The sequence below is a fragment of the Streptomyces sp. NPDC002773 genome, from assembly GCF_040295605.1.
Lineage (GTDB): Bacteria > Actinomycetota > Actinomycetes > Streptomycetales > Streptomycetaceae > Streptomyces.
In genome coordinates, this window is the sequence record NZ_JBEOVO010000001.1 from 364,776 (window position 1) to 380,279 (window position 15,504).

Annotated in this window: 16 protein-coding genes; 14 read left to right on the top strand and 2 right to left on the bottom strand. The window is 72.7% G+C overall.

The window, feature by feature from the left end; translation table 11 throughout:
- Window positions 1-19: 19 nt before the first annotated feature.
- The 5 genes from ABT034_RS01580 (at window position 20) to ABT034_RS01600 (ending at window position 4,815) form a co-directional block, all read left to right on the top strand.
- Window positions 20-1,339, top strand: coding sequence for an ATP-binding protein (locus ABT034_RS01580; RefSeq protein ID WP_351210056.1), 1,320 nt, complete (start codon window positions 20-22; stop codon window positions 1,337-1,339).
- Window positions 1,336-2,457 (top strand): tetratricopeptide repeat protein, encoded by a 1,122-nt coding sequence (locus tag ABT034_RS01585; protein ID WP_351210058.1) that lies wholly within the window; start codon window positions 1,336-1,338, stop codon window positions 2,455-2,457. The genes ABT034_RS01580 and ABT034_RS01585 overlap by 4 nt, the downstream gene beginning before the upstream one ends.
- A 79-nt stretch (window positions 2,458-2,536) precedes the next feature.
- Window positions 2,537-2,896 (top strand): histidine triad nucleotide-binding protein, encoded by a 360-nt coding sequence (locus tag ABT034_RS01590; protein WP_351210060.1) that lies wholly within the window; start codon window positions 2,537-2,539, stop codon window positions 2,894-2,896.
- A gap of 3 nt (window positions 2,897-2,899) precedes the next feature.
- Window positions 2,900-3,805: a ribonuclease Z gene (locus tag ABT034_RS01595; protein WP_351210062.1), complete on the top strand. Its 906-nt coding sequence runs from the start codon at window positions 2,900-2,902 to the stop codon at window positions 3,803-3,805.
- A gap of 2 nt (window positions 3,806-3,807) precedes the next feature.
- On the top strand, window positions 3,808-4,815 hold the full coding sequence (locus tag ABT034_RS01600; protein ID WP_351210424.1) for an adenosine deaminase: 1,008 nt from the start codon (window positions 3,808-3,810) through the stop codon (window positions 4,813-4,815).
- Between the two features lie 155 nt (window positions 4,816-4,970).
- Here ABT034_RS01600 and ABT034_RS01605 read toward each other — a convergent pair whose 3' ends face one another.
- Window positions 4,971-6,302 (bottom strand): MFS transporter, encoded by a 1,332-nt coding sequence (locus ABT034_RS01605; RefSeq protein WP_351210064.1) that lies wholly within the window; start codon window positions 6,300-6,302, stop codon window positions 4,971-4,973.
- A gap of 270 nt (window positions 6,303-6,572) precedes the next feature.
- Here ABT034_RS01605 and ABT034_RS01610 point away from each other — a divergent pair, with 270 nt between their 5' ends.
- From ABT034_RS01610 to ABT034_RS01630, 5 genes are all read left to right on the top strand, one after another.
- On the top strand, window positions 6,573-7,697 hold the full coding sequence (locus tag ABT034_RS01610; protein WP_351210066.1) for a carbohydrate kinase family protein: 1,125 nt from the start codon (window positions 6,573-6,575) through the stop codon (window positions 7,695-7,697).
- Between the two features lie 106 nt (window positions 7,698-7,803).
- Window positions 7,804-8,832, top strand: a complete 1,029-nt coding sequence (locus tag ABT034_RS01615; RefSeq protein WP_351210068.1) for a PhoH family protein — start codon at window positions 7,804-7,806, stop codon at window positions 8,830-8,832.
- A gap of 22 nt (window positions 8,833-8,854) precedes the next feature.
- Window positions 8,855-9,352, top strand: a complete 498-nt coding sequence (ybeY, locus tag ABT034_RS01620) for an rRNA maturation RNase YbeY (protein ID WP_351210070.1) — start codon at window positions 8,855-8,857, stop codon at window positions 9,350-9,352.
- A 4-nt stretch (window positions 9,353-9,356) separates the two neighbouring features.
- Window positions 9,357-10,652, top strand: coding sequence for a hemolysin family protein (locus tag ABT034_RS01625; protein WP_351210072.1), 1,296 nt, complete (start codon window positions 9,357-9,359; stop codon window positions 10,650-10,652).
- A complete protein-coding gene (locus tag ABT034_RS01630; RefSeq protein WP_351210074.1) occupies window positions 10,649-11,002 on the top strand; it encodes an MmcQ/YjbR family DNA-binding protein in 354 nt (117 codons plus the stop codon). The genes ABT034_RS01625 and ABT034_RS01630 overlap by 4 nt, the downstream gene beginning before the upstream one ends.
- 37 nt (window positions 11,003-11,039) lie before the next feature.
- Here ABT034_RS01630 and ABT034_RS01635 read toward each other — a convergent pair whose 3' ends face one another.
- On the bottom strand, window positions 11,040-12,443 hold the full coding sequence (locus ABT034_RS01635; RefSeq protein ID WP_351210076.1) for an MFS transporter: 1,404 nt from the start codon (window positions 12,441-12,443) through the stop codon (window positions 11,040-11,042).
- A 131-nt stretch (window positions 12,444-12,574) separates the two neighbouring features.
- Between ABT034_RS01635 and ABT034_RS01640 the strand changes: the two genes are divergently transcribed.
- The 4 genes from ABT034_RS01640 to ABT034_RS01655 all read left to right on the top strand — a co-directional run bounded on the left by ABT034_RS01640 (window position 12,575) and on the right by ABT034_RS01655 (window position 15,463).
- Window positions 12,575-13,435, top strand: coding sequence for a helix-turn-helix transcriptional regulator (locus ABT034_RS01640; RefSeq protein WP_351210426.1), 861 nt, complete (start codon window positions 12,575-12,577; stop codon window positions 13,433-13,435).
- Window positions 13,436-13,673: 238 nt separating this feature from the next.
- Window positions 13,674-14,393, top strand: a complete 720-nt coding sequence (locus ABT034_RS01645) for a hypothetical protein (RefSeq protein WP_351210078.1) — start codon at window positions 13,674-13,676, stop codon at window positions 14,391-14,393.
- A 28-nt stretch (window positions 14,394-14,421) separates the two neighbouring features.
- Window positions 14,422-14,784 (top strand): cytidine deaminase-like protein, encoded by a 363-nt coding sequence (locus ABT034_RS01650; RefSeq protein ID WP_351210080.1) that lies wholly within the window; start codon window positions 14,422-14,424, stop codon window positions 14,782-14,784.
- 199 nt (window positions 14,785-14,983) lie between these two features.
- Complete coding sequence (locus ABT034_RS01655) at window positions 14,984-15,463, top strand: hypothetical protein (RefSeq protein ID WP_351210082.1); 480 nt, start codon at window positions 14,984-14,986, stop codon at window positions 15,461-15,463.
- The last annotated feature ends 41 nt before the right edge of the window (window positions 15,464-15,504 follow it).

The following is a 15,504-nucleotide window of genomic DNA, read 5'->3' on the forward strand; positions in this document are numbered from 1 at the left end:
CGGTCCTTAGGCTGACCGCATGGCCGACGAGTCCCCCCTGATCCGCAGTCTGCGCGCCGCCGTGGCAGCCGCCCCCGGTGACGTACCCCTGCGTCTTCACTTCGCCGAACTCCTCCTCGCCGAGGGCCGGAACGACGAGGCCGTCACGGAAGCGGCGGTCGCGCTCCAGCACGCGCCGGGGGACGCGGAGGCGCGCGGCCTGATGATGCGGGCGATGGGGGTGGCGCCGGTCGCGGAGCCCGTAGAGCAGCACGTCGAGCCGCCTGTCGACAAGCCCGCCACCCCGCCCGTCGAGCCGCCCCCCGCCAAGCCCGCCGACACGCCCCCCGACGTCGACCGTCCCTCCTTCGACTGGGACGCCGCCGAGCAGCAGGTCCAGGACCTCGTCGGGCCCCGTTTCCTGGAGGCCCCGCTGGCCGCCGACGGCGAGGGGGCCGCCGGGGACGCCGCCGCCTGGGACGTCGACGCCCCCGGTGCCGTACGCCTCGCCGACGTCGGCGGCATGGAAGAGGTCAAGGACCGGCTGGAAGCCGCGTTCCTCGCGCCCATGCGCAACCCCGAACTGCGCCGCCTCTACGGCAAGTCGCTCCGCGGCGGACTGCTCCTCTACGGGCCGCCCGGCTGCGGCAAGACGTTCATCGCGCGGGCCGTCGCGGGCGAACTCGGCGCGAACTTCCTCACCGTCTCGCTCTCCGACGTCCTCGACATGTGGATCGGCGCCTCCGAGAAGAACATCCACGACATCTTCGAGACGGCCCGCCGCCAGGCCCCCTGCGTCGTCTTCCTCGACGAGCTGGACGCCCTCGGGGCCAAGCGCTCCCGCACCGCCCACAGCGGCCTGCGCAACGTCGTCAACCAGCTGCTCACCGAGCTCGACGGCATCGCGAGCGGCGCAGGCAACGAGGGCGTCTTCGTGCTCGCCGCCACCAACGTGCCCTGGGACGTGGACATCGCGCTCCGCCGCCCCGGCCGCCTCGACCGCACCCTCCTCGTGCTGCCGCCGGACGCCACCGCCCGCGACGCGATCCTCCGCTACCACCTGCGCGAGCGCCCCATCGAGGCCGTCGACCTCGGCAAGCTGGTCAAGGCCACCGAGGACTTCTCGGGCGCCGACCTCGCCCACGTCTGCGAGACGGCCGCCGAGGCCGCGCTCCTCGACTCCGCCCGCAGCGGCTCCGTACGCCTGATCTCCACCAAGGACCTGCTCGGCGCGGCCAAGCAGATCAAGCCGTCCACGGAGCCGTGGTTCGCCGCCGCCAGGAACGTCGCCATGTTCGCCAACGAGGGCGGCCTGTACGACGACCTCCTCGCCCACCTCAAGCGGAAGCGCAAGCTGTGACCGCGCCGCCCACGCCGCCGACGCCGACCACACCGACCGCTCTCCTGCGGGCCGACGCCCTGTACGACGCCGGGCGGTACGCGCAGGCCGGCGAGCTCGTCGCCCAGCACCTGGCGACCGAACCGGAGGACGCGGAGGCGCTGGTCCTGCTCGCCCGCTGCCACGACCGGGCCGGCGACCACCCGGCCGCCCTGGACGCGGTGGACCGGGCCCTGAGCGCCGAACCCGAGCTGCTCATGGCCTGGCTGATGCGCGTCCAGATCCTGCTGAGCCTGCGGCGGTTCCAGGACGCCGAGACCGCCGCCCGGTACTCCGTCCGACTCGGCCCGCAGTTCTGGGGCACCCACTACGCCCTCGGCACCGCCCTCGCCCAGTTCGGGGAGCACGCGCCCACGCCCGCGCGTGCCGTCGAGGCGTACGAGGCGGCGCGGGCCGCCGTCAGCCTCGCCCCCGAGGAGGACGGCGCCCACTTCCTGGTGGGGCTCACCGCCCAGCGCCGGGGCGACCACGCCACCGCGCAGCGGGCGTACGAGACGGCGCTGCGGCTCAACCCCCAGAGCAGCGAGGCCCACAACAACCTGTCGCTGCTGCGGCTGCGCCGCCGCTGGTTCCGGCGCGGGGCCTGGACGCAGGCCGCCGAGGGCTTCGTCGCCTCCGCCGCGCTCGACCTGGAGGACCGCAAGGCCCGCTACAACCTGGAGGCCATGGCCTGGAACACCGTCGCGGGATCCCGCTGGGTGGCCCTCGTCGGCTTCATCGCCTCCACCTTCGGCTCCGCCCCGCTCCGCTCCGGAGCCACCGGCGCCGACGCCCTCGTCCCCTTCGCGATCGGCGCGGCCGTGCTCCTCGGCGCCTGGGGCGGCTGGGCGTTGTGGATGGGCCGCCGGGTGCCGCCCCGGCTGCGCCGACCGATGTTCCTGGTGGCGCGCTCCTGCCGGCCGGTGATCGCGATGGCCACGGCCGTGGGCCTGCTCGGTCTCTACTCGGTGGTGACGATGGCCCTGTGGTCGTTCGACGCGGGCGTCGTCGGCGGGCTCGGGACGCCGCTGTTCTGGGCCGTGATCATCACGTACTGGGTGAGCCGCTCCGCCCTGAACCGGCGCGCCCCCAAGGACTGATGGCCTGGGGCGCGGGGATGTCGGAGGCGGCGGATAGCATGCGCGTGGAGTGACCGACGAGGCGAGGAGGCGTAGGGCCATGGCCGGAGAGCCGCAGAGCGACTGCCTGTTCTGCAAGATCGTGGCGGGCGAGGTGCCCGCGACGATCGTGCGCGAGACGGAGACGACGGTCGCGTTCCGCGACATCAACCCGCAGGCGCCCACCCACGTCCTCGTGATCCCCCGTCTCCACTACCCGGACGCCGCGTCGCTCGCCGTCGGCGCCCCGACCGTCGCCGCCGACGTGCTGCGCGAAGCCGGAGAGATCGCCGCCCAGGAGAAGACCGCGGAGAGCGGCTACCGCATCGTGCTCAACACGGGCGCGGGAGCCGGGCAGACCGTCTTCCACGCCCACGCGCACGTGCTCGGCGGCCGCGGCCTCAACTGGCCCCCCGGATAACCCGTGTCCGTACGCGAACTGGTCGTCCTCGGGACCGCGAGCCAGGTCCCGACCCGGCACCGCAACCACAACGGCTACCTGCTCCGCTGGGACGGGCAGGGCATCCTCTTCGACCCCGGTGAGGGCACCCAGCGCCAGATGCTGCGGGCCGGGGTCGCCGCGCACGACCTCCACCGGATCTGCGTGACGCACTTCCACGGCGACCACTCGCTCGGCCTGGCCGGGGTGATCCAGCGGATCAACCTCGACCAGGTCCCGCACCCGGTCACCGCGCACTACCCGGCGAGCGGGCAGCGCTTCTTCGAGCGCCTGCGGTACGCCACGGCCTACCGCGAGACCGTGAAGCTGACCGAGGCGCCCGTCGCCGCCGACGGGCCGCTCGCCGTCACCGAGGCGTACACCCTCGACGCGTGCCTGCTCTCCCACCCCGTCGAGTCGTACGGCTACCGGCTCACCGAGCCCGACGGGCGCCGCATACTCCCCGAGAAGCTGGCCGCGCACGGCATCAAGGGCCCCGACGTGGGCCGGATCCAGCGCGACGGCGTCCTGGACGGCGTCACCCTCGACGAGGTCAGCGAGATCCGGCGCGGGCAGCGCTTCGCCTTCGTCATGGACACCCGGCTCTGCGACGGCGTGCACGCCCTCGCCGAGGGCGCCGACATGCTCGTCATCGAGTCGACCTTCCTCGACGAGGACGTCCGCCTCGCCACCGACCACGGCCATCTGACGGCCGGACAGGCCGCGGCGGTCGCCCGGGACGCGGGCGTACGGCACCTCGTCCTCACCCACTTCTCGCAGCGCTACTCCGACCCGGCCGAGTTCGAGCGGCAGGCGCGGGCCGCCGGTTTCGACGGCGAACTGAGCATTGCCCAGGACCTCATGAGGGTCCCCGTACCGAAACGAACGTGATGATGACCCTCCCCACCGGCCTGCCCAAGGCCGAACTGCACCTCCACATCGAAGGCACCCTCGAACCCGAGCTGGCCTTCGCGCTCGCCGCGCGCAACGGCGTCACCCTGCCGTACGCGGACACCGAGGAACTGCGCCGGGCGTACCGCTTCAGCGACCTCCAGTCCTTCCTCGACCTCTACTACGGCCTGATGGCCGTGCTGCGCACCGCCGAGGACTTCACCGAACTCACCGACGCGTATCTGGAGCGGGCCGCGGCCCAGGGCGTCCGGCACGCCGAGATCTTCTTCGACCCGCAGGCGCACACCGCCCGCGGAGTCCCGATCGGCACCGTGATCGAGGGACTGAGCGCCTCCCTGAGCCGCTCCGAGGAGCGGTACGGGATCTCCACCCGGCTCATCATGTGCTTCCTGCGCGACGAGTCGGCGGAGTCGGCCCTCGCCACCCTGGAGGCCGCGAAGCCGTACCTGGACCGGATCACCGGTGTCGGCCTGGACTCGGCGGAGGTCGGCCACCCGCCGGCGAAGTTCCGCGAGGTGTACGAGGAGGCCGCCCGGCTCGGGCTGCGGCGCGTCGCCCACGCGGGCGAGGAGGGCCCGGCCGCGTACGTCCGCGAGGCCCTGGACGTCCTCGGGGCGGAGCGGATCGACCACGGCCTGCGCTGCATGGAGGACCCGGAGCTCGTCTCCCGACTGGCCCGCGAACGGGTGCCGCTCACGCTCTGCCCCCTGTCGAACGTCCGGCTCCAAGTCATCGACACCCTCGCCGACCACCCGCTGCCCGCGATGATGGCGGCGGGGCTGGTGGTGACCGTGAACTCGGACGATCCGGCGTACTTCGGGGGGTACGTGGGGGACAACTTCGAGGGGGTGCGGGAGGCGCTCGGGCTCACGCCGGAGCAGCTCCGCGAGCTGGCTCGGAACTCCTTCGCGGCCTCGTTCCTGGAGGACGACGAGCCTCGGAGGGCGCGGTACCTCGCGGAGGTGGAGGCGTACGAGTTCGGGGGGTAGGGCGGGCGCCTGGGGCGGGCCTGTTCCCCACCCCGCCCCTTCCCGGACTGGGGGCAAGCCCCCAGACCCCCGTACGGCCTTCGGCCGTGTCCTCAAACGCCGGACGGGCTGAAAATTCAGCCCCGCCGGCGTTTGAGCCCGCCGCAGGCGCCCCCTCACCCCCGGTCGCTCGGCCTCGCCAGGCGGAAGGCCGACTTCGCGAGGCCTCGGCGTCCTGCCGATACCCGGATCGGGGTGACCTCCTGTTCCGGCGCGCCCATCTGGGGGACGAGTGCCGGGGTCGCCGACGCCGTGCCTGCCAGGACCGCCGCCGGTGCGCCGCCGCGGCGGTGGATCGAGCCCGGGACCAGGGGGCGGCCCGAGGCGTGGCGGGCCACCGCTGTCATCGGGACCGCGACCACGAGGAGGAGGGCGCACAGGACGACGCCCATGCCCGTGTAGCCGGCGCCCTCCGACAGGAGGCTTCCGGTCACCGGGCCGCAGGCCACGCCCAGGGAGGACGCCGAGCCGACCAGGACGGCCCAGCGGCCGCGCGGGTCGAGCGAGGCGGCCAGGCCCAGGAGGTACGACAGGACGACCGGGTAGAGGGCGTTCCACAGGATCTCGCCGGTCGCGAAGGAGGCCAGGCCGCCGGCCGCCGAGCTGAGCAGGACGCAGCCCGCGATGAGGACCGTGCCCGCGCCGATCGGCACCGCCCGGCCCAGGCGCGAGCCGAGCGCCCCCGCCGCCGTGACCCCGGCGAGCCCCGCGCCGAGCGCCGCCGCGAAGACCGCGCCGACGGTGACCTCGGAGAGACCTGCCTGGGTGAGCCCGATGCGGCCGCTCACGCCCCACAGCGCGTTCTGCGCGAGGGACCAGCACAGGATGCCGGCGGCGAGGACCAGGCCGGCCCGGCGGTGGGGGAGGGGACCCGAGACCGCCGGGGCCTCCCGCACCGCGCGCGTGACGCCGGGCAGGCGGCTCGTCAGGGGCCACACCAGGGCCGCCGCGCACGCGATGGCGAGCAGCGGCGGCGCGTGCCCGCCGGCCAGATGCGGAAGGGTCAGATAGAGGGCGCCCGCGGTGGCCGAGACCGTCAGCAGGCCGAGCGTGGAGGCCCGGTGCGGGTCCCGCTGACCTGCGATCCCGGCGGCGGCCACCGCCGTCGCCGTACCCGAGCCGACGCCGCCGAGGACGCAGCCCGCGACCACCAGGGGCACGGCACCGGTCGCGGCGGCGGAGCCGTACCCGACCGCCATCGCGAGCAGGCCCGCGCGGGCCGCCAGGCGCGGCCCGATCCGCTCGCCGCGCCCGGCGAGCGCGAAGCCGGCGGACGAGGAGCCGAGCAGCAGCACGGAGCCGACCAGGCCCGCCTGCGCGGCGGTCAGGCCGAGGCCGGCGGAGAGCCGGCCGACGACGGTCGGCAGCAGGTACGGGGCGAGGTAACCGGCCGTGAAGAGGGCGACGAGGGCCACGAGAGCCCCCGGGACGCGCGGGCGCGACGACATGGGCGTTCCAGGAACTGAACAGGGAAATGAGACGCGCGCCCGGTGATCCACGGGTCGCGGCACCATGTGTATCAAGCATCGGAGTGGGCGGAGAAGGCGGTATTCCCCGATTCGGCCTGTGATATGGGTCACGATTGGTTTGGGGTCGGTGCGACGGGGCAAAGCGCGACGGCCGCGCTGCGTCGCCCCCGCCTCCCCACCCCCATCGGGCACACTGTCCAGATCAGCACCACGGTGCCGATCCGCCGCACCACGACCGGGGAGTCCGCCGTGACCACAGCAAGGGGAGACCAGCCGCAACACGACGCCGGGGTCGACCCGTTGGTGTGCCTGCGCGAGCCCACCGACCCCGCCTGCGACGTCTTCCTGACCGGGACCGTCTTCCTCGACATCATCTTCACCGGCCTCGACAGCGCACCCGTCCGCGGCACCGAGTCCTGGGCCCGCGGCATGGGATCGAGCCCCGGCGGCGTCGCCAACATGGCCACCGCCCTCGCCCGCCTCGGCCTGCACACCTCCCTCGCCGCCGCCTTCGGCGACGACCACTACGGCGAGTACTGCTGGGACGCCCTGGAACAGGGCGAGGGCATCGACCTCTCCCTCTCCCGCACCGTCCCCGGCTGGCACTCCCCGGTCACCGTCTCCATGGCCTACGAGGGCGAGCGCACGATGGTCTCCCACGGCCACGAGGCCCCACCCGACGACGCCGCCGGCGCCCTGCCCGCCTACCCGCCCCACGCGCGCGCTGCCGTCGCCTCCCTGGTCCCCGGCCGCGGCGAGGAGTGGGTCGCCCAGGCCGCCCGCGGCGGCGCCAAGGTCTTCGCGGACGTCGGCTGGGACGACACCGGCCGCTGGGACCTGGCCGGCCTCACCGACCTGGAACACTGCGAGGCCTTCCTGCCCAACGCCACGGAGGCGATGCGCTACACCCGCACCGACTGCCCCCGGGCCGCCGCCCGCGCCCTCGCCGACAAGGTCCGTTACGCCGTCGTCACCCTCGGTTCCGAAGGCGCCTACGCCGTCGACGGCGGCACCGGCGAGACCGCGGAGGTGCCCGCCATCCAGGTCTCCGCCCTCGACCCGACCGGCGCGGGGGACGTCTTCGTCGCCGGCTTCGTCACCGGCACCCTCGCCGACTGGCCCCTCGCCGACCGGCTCGCCTTCGCCGGCCTCACCGCCGCCCTCTCCGTCCAGGAGTTCGGCGGTTCCCTCTCCGCCCCCACCTGGGACGAGATCGCCGCCTGGTGGCAGCGGGCACAGGGCCACGCCATGCAGGACCCCGAGGCCCTGCGCGCCCGCTACGCCTTCCTGGAACGGCTCCTGCCGGCCCCCGCCCGCCCCTGGCCGCTGCGCCGCGCGGTGCCCACGATCGGCTTCCGCGCGGTCGCCCCGTAAACCGCTACGGCCTTGTCGGACCGGAGTCGTAGGCTTGGTAGCCCAGAGGCCGTCGAGTGGCGACAGCCCTGCAACGGGAGGTGTGTGCAGGCCACAGTGCCGGCCCATGACTCAGACACCCACATCCCCCAACGGCGCGCCCGGCGAAGCCCGCGCCCACTTCACCGTCCCCGCCAAGCACCCGATGGTGACCATCCTCGGATCCGGTGACTCGCTGCTCCGCGTGATCGAGCGGTCGTTCCCCGGGACCGACATCCACGTCCGGGGCAACCAGGTCAGCGCGGTCGGCGACGCGGCGGAAGTCGCTATGATCCAGCGCCTGTTCGACGAGATGATGCTGGTGCTCCGCACCGGACAGCCGATGACGGAGGACGCGGTGGAACGCTCGATCGCCATGCTCAGGGCGAGCGGGAACGGATCGGCGGAGGGCGGCGAGGAGACCCCCGCCGAGGTCCTCACGCAGAACATCCTGTCCAACCGGGGTCGCACGATCCGCCCCAAGACGCTCAACCAGAAGCGGTACGTCGACGCGATCGACAAGCACACGATCGTCTTCGGCATCGGCCCCGCCGGCACGGGCAAGACCTACCTCGCCATGGCCAAGGCGGTCCAGGCCCTGCAGTCCAAGCAGGTCACCCGGATCATCCTGACCCGCCCCGCCGTCGAGGCCGGCGAGCGCCTCGGCTTCCTGCCCGGCACGCTCTACGAGAAGATCGACCCGTACCTGCGCCCGCTGTACGACGCCCTGCACGACATGCTCGACCCGGACTCGATCCCCAAGCTGATGGCGGCGGGCACGATCGAGGTCGCGCCCCTGGCGTACATGCGCGGCCGCACGCTCAACGACGCGTTCATCATCCTCGACGAGGCGCAGAACACGAATCCCGAGCAGATGAAGATGTTCCTCACCCGCCTCGGCTTCGACTCGAAGATCGTCATCACCGGTGACGTCACCCAGGTCGACCTGCCGAACGGGACGAAGAGCGGTCTGCGGCAGGTGCGCGACATCCTGGACGGCGTCCAGGACGTCCACTTCTCGACGCTCACGTCGCAGGATGTCGTCCGGCACAAGCTCGTCGGCCGTATCGTCGACGCGTACGAGCAGTACGACAGCCGCAACGGGCTGCGACATTAGACGAGAGAAGTACACGAGCACCATGTCGATCGACGTCAACAACGAGTCCGGTACCGAGGTCGACGAGCAGGCGATCCTCGACATCGCCCGGTACGCGCTCGCGCGCATGCGCATCCACCCGCTCTCCGAGCTCTCGGTGATCGTCGTGGACGCGGAGGCGATGGAGCAGCTCCACATCCAGTGGATGGACCTGCCGGGGCCGACGGACGTCATGTCCTTCCCGATGGACGAGCTGCGGCCGCCGGTCAAGGACGACGACGAGCCCCCGCAGGGGCTCCTCGGCGACATCGTGCTCTGCCCCGAGGTCGCCACCCAGCAGGGCAAGGACGCGCCGACGGAGCACTCCATGGACGAGGAGCTCCAGCTCCTCACCGTCCACGGCGTGCTGCACCTCCTCGGGTACGACCACGAGGAGCCCGACGAGAAGGCCGAGATGTTCGGCCTCCAGGCGGCGATCGTCGACGGCTGGCGCGAGGAGAAGGGCCTCACCGGCCCGTCTCCCGCGCCGACCGTCTCCTGACCCGATGGACATGTCACTGATCCTCGGCGCCGTGGCCCTGGTCGTCGTGGCCTGGCTCGCCGCCTGCGCCGAGGCCGGTCTGGCCCGTGTCACCAGCTTCCGCGCCGCCGAGGCCGTACGGTCCGGGCGGCGCGGGGCGGGGAAGCTGGCCCAGATCGCCTCCGACCCGACCCGCTATCTCAACGTGGCGCTGCTCGTGCGCGTCGCGTGCGAGATGGCGGCCGGCGTCCTCGTCACGTACGCCTGCCTCGAAGCCTTCCCCGAGACCTGGGAGGCGCTGCTCATCGCCATCGCCGTCATGGTCCTCGTCTCGTACGTGGCCGTCGGCGTCTCCCCCCGTACGATCGGCCGCCAGCACCCGCTGAACACCGCGACGGCCGCCGCGTACGTCCTGCTTCCGCTGGCCCGGATCATGGGGCCGATCCCGCAGCTGCTCATCCTCATCGGCAACGCGCTGACACCCGGCAAGGGCTTCCGGAAGGGCCCCTTCGCCTCCGAGGCGGAGCTGCGGGCCATGGTGGACCTCGCCGAGCAGGAGTCGCTGATCGAGGACGACGAGCGCCGGATGGTGCACTCCGTCTTCGAGCTGGGCGACACGCTCGTACGGGAGGTGATGGTGCCCCGTACGGATCTGGTCTCCATCGAGCGGTTCAAGACGATCCGTCAGGCCCTCACGCTCGCGCTGCGCTCCGGTTTCTCCCGGATCCCGGTCACCGGCGAGAACGAGGACGACATCGTCGGCGTCGTGTACCTGAAGGACCTGGTCCGCAGGACGCACATCAACCGGGACGCCGAGGGCGACCTGGTGGCGACCGCGATGCGGTCCGCCACCTTCGTGCCCGACACCAAGAACGCCGGCGACCTGCTGCGCGAGATGCAGCAGGAGCGCACCCACGTCGCCGTCGTCATCGACGAGTACGGCGGCACCGCCGGGATCGTCACCATCGAGGACATCCTGGAGGAGATCGTCGGCGAGATCACCGACGAGTACGACCGTGAGCTGCCGCCGGTCCAGGACCTCGGCGGGGACCGTCACCGGGTCACCGCCCGCCTCGACATCGGAGACCTGGGCAAGCTGTACGGGTTCGGCCCCGACGAGTACGACGACGAGGACGTGGAGACCGTCGGAGGGCTGCTCGCGAAGGCGCTGGGCCGGGTGCCGATCGCGGGCGCGAAGGCGGTGGTGGAGCTGCCGGACGGGCGGTCGCTGCGGCTGACGGCCGAGTCCCCGGCCGGCCGGCGGAACAAGATCGTCACCGTGCTCGTGGAGCCGCTGGAACCTGAGGAGAGGACGGGATGAACCCCGACGAACTGCGCGCCTTCTGCCTGGGCTTCAACGACGCGTCGGAGGAGTTCCCGTTCGGCCCGGAGACCTCCGTCTTCAAGGTCGCGGGGAAGCTGTTCGCGCTGTCGGCGCTCGACTCCGAGCCGCTGCGGGTCAACCTCAAGTGCGACCCGGACGAGGCGGTACGCCTCCGCGAGGAGCATCCGGCGATCGAGCCCGGCTACCACATGAGCAAGCGGCACTGGAACACGGTGACCGTCGCGGAACTCCCGGACCGGATGGTCCGGGAGCTCGTCGAGGACTCGTACGACCTGGTGGTCGCGGGTCTGCCGAAGGCCGTACGGCTCCGCCTCGACCGGCCCTGATCCAGGGCCGCCGAGGCGGGGGCCGCCGGCGCGGGGCTCAGGAGCGTCGCCGCAGGCCGAGGCCGACGACGAGCGCCGTGCCGAGCACGATCGCCGCGTCCAGGGCAAGCACCGTGCGGACACCGCCGAACAGATCCCCGCCCGTCGTCGCGAGCACCCCGAGCAGCGGGATGCCGACGGTGAGGCCGACCTGCTGGGTGGTGGTCACGAGGCCGGTCGCCAGGCCCTGCTCCTCGTCGGGGACACCCGAGGTGACGGTCAGTCCGTACGAGATGATCGCGCCCAGGTGGCACATGGAGGCCAGCGAGACCAGCACGGTCGCCAGGACCGCGCCCGACTCCGCGCCCGCGCCGAGCAGCCCGGCCGTGAGCAGACCCTGTCCGACGAGCGAGCCGACGAGCGTGCGGCGGGCACCGATCCGGCCGATCACCTTCGGCGCGAACATGCCCGCGACGACCGACGCCGCACCCTGCACACCGAAGACGAGGCCGGTCGCGGAGGCCGACAGGTCCAGGGTCTCCTGGAGGTACAGGGTCAGGACGAAGACGACCGTCGACATCATCGAGAAGGTGATCAGACCGCCCAGGTTGCCGAAGGCGACCGTGGCGCGCCGCAGCATCGGCAGCGAGACCAGCGGGGCCGCGTGCCGGGACTCGACCCGTACGAACACCGCGAGCAGCAGGACGCCCGCCACCAGGGTGACCAGCACGTCCGTGCCGCCGAAGCCGCGCTCGGCCGCCGTCGACAGGGCGTAGATCAGGGCGAGCAGTCCACCGGTGACGGTCACCGCGCCGGGCACGTCGAGCCGGGGCCGCTCCGGGGTGCGGGACTCGGGGAGCAGGCCCGGGGCGAGCGGCAGCACGATCACGCTGAAGAGGGCGAGCAGGCCCATGGTGGAGCGCCAGCCGAGGGCGTCGGTCATGACGCCGCCGAGGATCATGCCGACGGTGAAGCCGAGCGAGAGCAGCGTGCCGGAGATGCCGAGGGCCCGGTCGCGCAGCGGCCCTTCGGGGAACGTGGTGGTCAGCAGGGACATGCCGGTGGGCACGATCGCGGCGGCGGCGACGCCCTGGAGGGCGCGTGCGGTGAGGAACGCGGCCGGGTTCCAGGCGAACGTGGCGAGCAGCGAGGCCGCGCCGAAGAGGGCGAGTCCGGCGAGGAACAGCTTCTTGCGTCCGTAGAGGTCGCCGACGCGTCCGAAGAGGAGCAGGAAGCCGCCTGAGGGCAGCGCGAAGGCGGTGACGGCCCACTGGAGGGCGGACCGGCCGAGGCCGAGGTCGGCGCCGAGGACGGGCAGGGCCACGTTCAGTACGGAGAAGTCGAGCGCGACCATGAACTGGGCGGCGCACAGCACGAAGAGGATGAGCCGGGTGCGGCCGGTGAGGGTGGGGGGAGCGGCCGGGGCGGCGCGGTCGGTGGAGGGCGGGGTGAGGGTTGTCATGGCCCCACCCTCGGCGCGCGGGAACAAGGCTGGGGAGCGGGAACTTATCCTGTTGGTCGCACCACCAGCCATTTGCACCGGGCGTCCAGGGGGAGGAAGCGCACGTGGCCACCGCTCTTGAGAGCACCACGATGAAGCAGCACCGACTCGGCGAGCTGCGTGAGTTCCTGATGAGCCGTCGGGCCCGGGTGAGCCCGGCCGAGGTGGGGCTCCCCGACGGTGGCGCGCGGCGCCGCACGCCGGGGCTGCGCCGGGAGGAGGTCGCGGTCCTCGCGGGGGTCGGGGTCTCCTGGTACCAGTGGCTGGAGCAGGGCCGGGACATCACGGTCTCGCCGCAGGTGCTCGACTCGGTGGCGCGGGTGCTGCGGCTGAGTCCTGCGGAGCGGCGCCATCTGTACGTCCTGGCGGCGCTGAACCCGCCGGCCCTCGAGGCGGCTCCGGAGGACCGGGACATGTGCGACGGGCTGCGGCGCCTCATCGACGCGTGGATGCCGTTCCCCGCGCACATCATGGACGTGTACTGGAACACGGTCCTGTACAACGACGCGGCGGCGATCGTGCTCGGGATGCGGCCGGAGATCTCGCAGAACTGCCTGGTGGACTTCTTCACCGACCCGCTGTACCGCTCGCGGATGGGGCACTGGGAGGAGCTGGCGCCGAAGGTCGTCGCGCAGTTCCGTTCGGCGTGCTCGGAGTGCCCGGACGACGAGGGGTTCCGGGCGGTGGTCGAGGAGGCCAAGGAGGCGAGCCCGGAGTTCGCGGAGCTGTGGGAGCGGCGGGACATCCTGCCCGGCGGCCAGAACCGCAAGGAGATGGAGCATCCGCTGGTCGGCACGCTGGTCGTCGAGGCGACGCAGTTGAGGGTCCCGGCCCGCCCTGACCTGGTGATCGTGATGCACACGCCGCTGCCGGAGGCGGACACGGCGGAGAAGCTGGAGTGGCTGGTGTCTCCCGAGGGGCGCCGCGGGGCGATGTACCCGGTCGCGGGCTGATCCGGAGGCCGAGACCGGGGCCGAGGCGCGGGCGAGACCGGGGCCGAAGCCGAGACCGAGGCCGAAGCGCGGGCTGATCCGGAGACCGAGGCGCGGGCCGAGCCCGGCGCCGGCGCCTCGCGTGGACCGCACCGCCGTTGTGTCAGAGGTGCCGTATATCCTCCGAGCCGCCGGTCCCGCCCTGTGGGCGCACGTCCGGTTCTCCGCTCACTTCGCACCCTCAAGAGGCTTCTTCACCATGCGTACTCGCTTCAGCCGCGGCCTGGCCGCCGCCCTCGCCGTCTCCGCGCTCTCGCTGACCGCCGCGTGCGGCGGCGGTTCCGACGACAAGGCCGACGGCGCCGCGAAGGGCGGCAAGGCCACCGAGAAGACCTCCGCCGCGCCGGCCCCCACTCCGCTGACCGCCGCCCAGATGAAGGCCGGCGTGCTGGAGCTCAAGGACCTGCCCACGGGCTGGAAGACGAGCAAGGCCGAGCCGGACACCACCACCTACAAGGCCGACACCGCGGCCTGCAAGCCGATCGCCACCCTCATGGAGGACAAGGTCGCCGGGGCCACCATCGGCGGCACCGTGGACTTCGAGCGCGGCAACTCCGAGTCGCTGCTGAGCCACCAGGTCATGACCTTCCCGGGTACCGGCGCCGCCGACTACGCCACCGCCATCGGCACCGCCCTGGGCACCTGCACCGGCTTCACCGCCGAGATGGAGGGCATGAAGATGAAGATCACGCTGCAGAAGCTCACGGCCCCCCAGGGCACCGAGCAGGCGCACGCCTTCCGGATCAAGATGAACATCGCGGACCTCGGCATGGACGTCGAGTCGAACATGCTCGTCGCCGCCCAGGGCACCGGCCTGACCCGCCTCGCCCACGTCCCGGCCGACGCCACCGGCCACAAGGACTTCGACGGCTTCGCCAAGCTCGCCGTCGAGAAGTTCGCCAAGGGCGCCAAGGGCTGACCCGGTGCCCCGGCCTATGCTCAGGGGCATGACACTCAGCAGCGAGCACGGCGACCTCGGCGCCGAGGACCTCAAGATCATCACCTTGGCGCGGAGCGCCCGCGCCCGTAACGGTGTGCCCGAGGGCGCGGCCGTACGGGACGAGACCGGCCGCACGTACGTGGCCGGGACCGTGGAGCTGGAGTCGCTCAAGCTGAGCGCGCTGCGGACCGCGGTCGCGATGGCGGTGGCCAGCGGCGCCCAGTCCCTGGAGGCGGCGGCCGTCGTGTCGAACGCCGAGGCCGCCACAGACGAGGACCGGGCGGCGGTACGGGACCTCGGCGGGCCCGGGACGCCGGTGCTGCTCGCCGGTCCCGACGGGCAGCTGCGGGCGGCCGTCACCGCGGGCTGAGCCGCGTACGCGTGAGGAGGGCCCGGCGCCACGGCGCCGGGCCCTTGCGCGTTTGTGAAGGATCACCGCAACTTCTCTTGCCTTCCCCGGCGGTCTGCGTCTCAATGAACAGCGGTTCGCCCGACGGACCGTCAGATCTCCGCGTTCACGCAGTGTCCGCACCCCCTGCGTTCGTCATCGGAAGGGGTACGAACTCGCCATGAGAAGCAGAAGCACCTTGGGGACCGTCGCGGTCCTCGCCGGAGGCCTCGCCGCCTCCGCACTCGCCTTCGCGCCGACGGCCGCCGCCGTCTCGCCCGGATCGGCCACGGCGACGTACGACTGCGGCAGTTGGGGCGGCGGTACGGCCACCCTCGCCGCCACGCAGAGCGGCACGGCCGCGACCATCACCGTCACCTCGGCCGTCACGACGCCGATCGCGGTCGGCGCGAACCAGATCAGCGCCACGCTGACGATGGCCAAGGCGGGCGGCGGCACCCGGGTCTTCACCGGCAAGAAGAACCCGGCGCTCGGTGCCGGGCAGTCCGTCGTCATCGGCCCCCTGAGCGGGACCGTGGCCTCGGGCGACAGCCTCAACTCGTACTTCGCGGGTGTCGCCCTCAAGATGGTGATCTTCGGGGTCACGGTGAACTGCGACGCGGTGACCTCCCAGTCGCCGGGCCCGTTCGTCTTCAGTTGAGCGAGTCGTCGGCTGAGCCCTGCCCCACCCTTGACCGGTGT